The sequence below is a fragment of the Tersicoccus solisilvae genome (assembly GCF_014643255.1).
GTDB lineage: Bacteria > Actinomycetota > Actinomycetes > Actinomycetales > Micrococcaceae > Tersicoccus > Tersicoccus solisilvae.
Genome location: NZ_BMJI01000111.1, coordinates 1 through 508, shown reverse-complemented (window position 1 = coordinate 508; position 508 = coordinate 1). Strand labels below are relative to the sequence as shown.

At 44.3% G+C, this 508-nt stretch carries 1 protein-coding gene; it reads left to right on the top strand.

What is annotated here, in order from left to right:
• Positions 1-201 precede the first annotated feature (201 nt).
• A partial coding sequence (locus tag IEX22_RS16490) for a hypothetical protein (RefSeq protein ID WP_229660130.1) occupies positions 202-508 on the top strand: 307 nt, incomplete at its 3' end.

Here is a 508-nt window from a genome sequence, read left to right as displayed (position 1 = left end):
GCTTAAACGTGCAATGTTCCCACATATGCCCTTGCAATGGCGTTACATGTCACATTTTACATTCGTGACATGTAACGAAATATAAATATCTTTTTAAATTCATTTATATACGTTCAACCAGTAACACCAACCTAAGTCAAAATCTGGAAATTTCCTTCTGACTCTACAGACAAGACATTTGTCCAAATTGGGCAGTTTGGCGTGCCAATCTCGGCAATTATCAGCGGGATAATGGCTCCGTTCACTAAGCACGGAGTTATTTTTATGAAGTTAAATGGCATTGAGCTGCTCCACCTAGCTGTAGCACATGAGCTAAGAGAAGTTTGGGTCGTCAGGTTAGACCCACCCGATCAGCCCGGCAATCGGGGGCCAGATGGTGACCTGCTCTGGCCGGAGGTTTTGCTGTGCAAGAGTTCTGACGATGCAACTCATTTGGCTGAGTACCTAAGCAAAGCAGCCTTTGATGATTTTTCTGATTTTATGGCCGCAGAAGAAGATGGGGAAATCC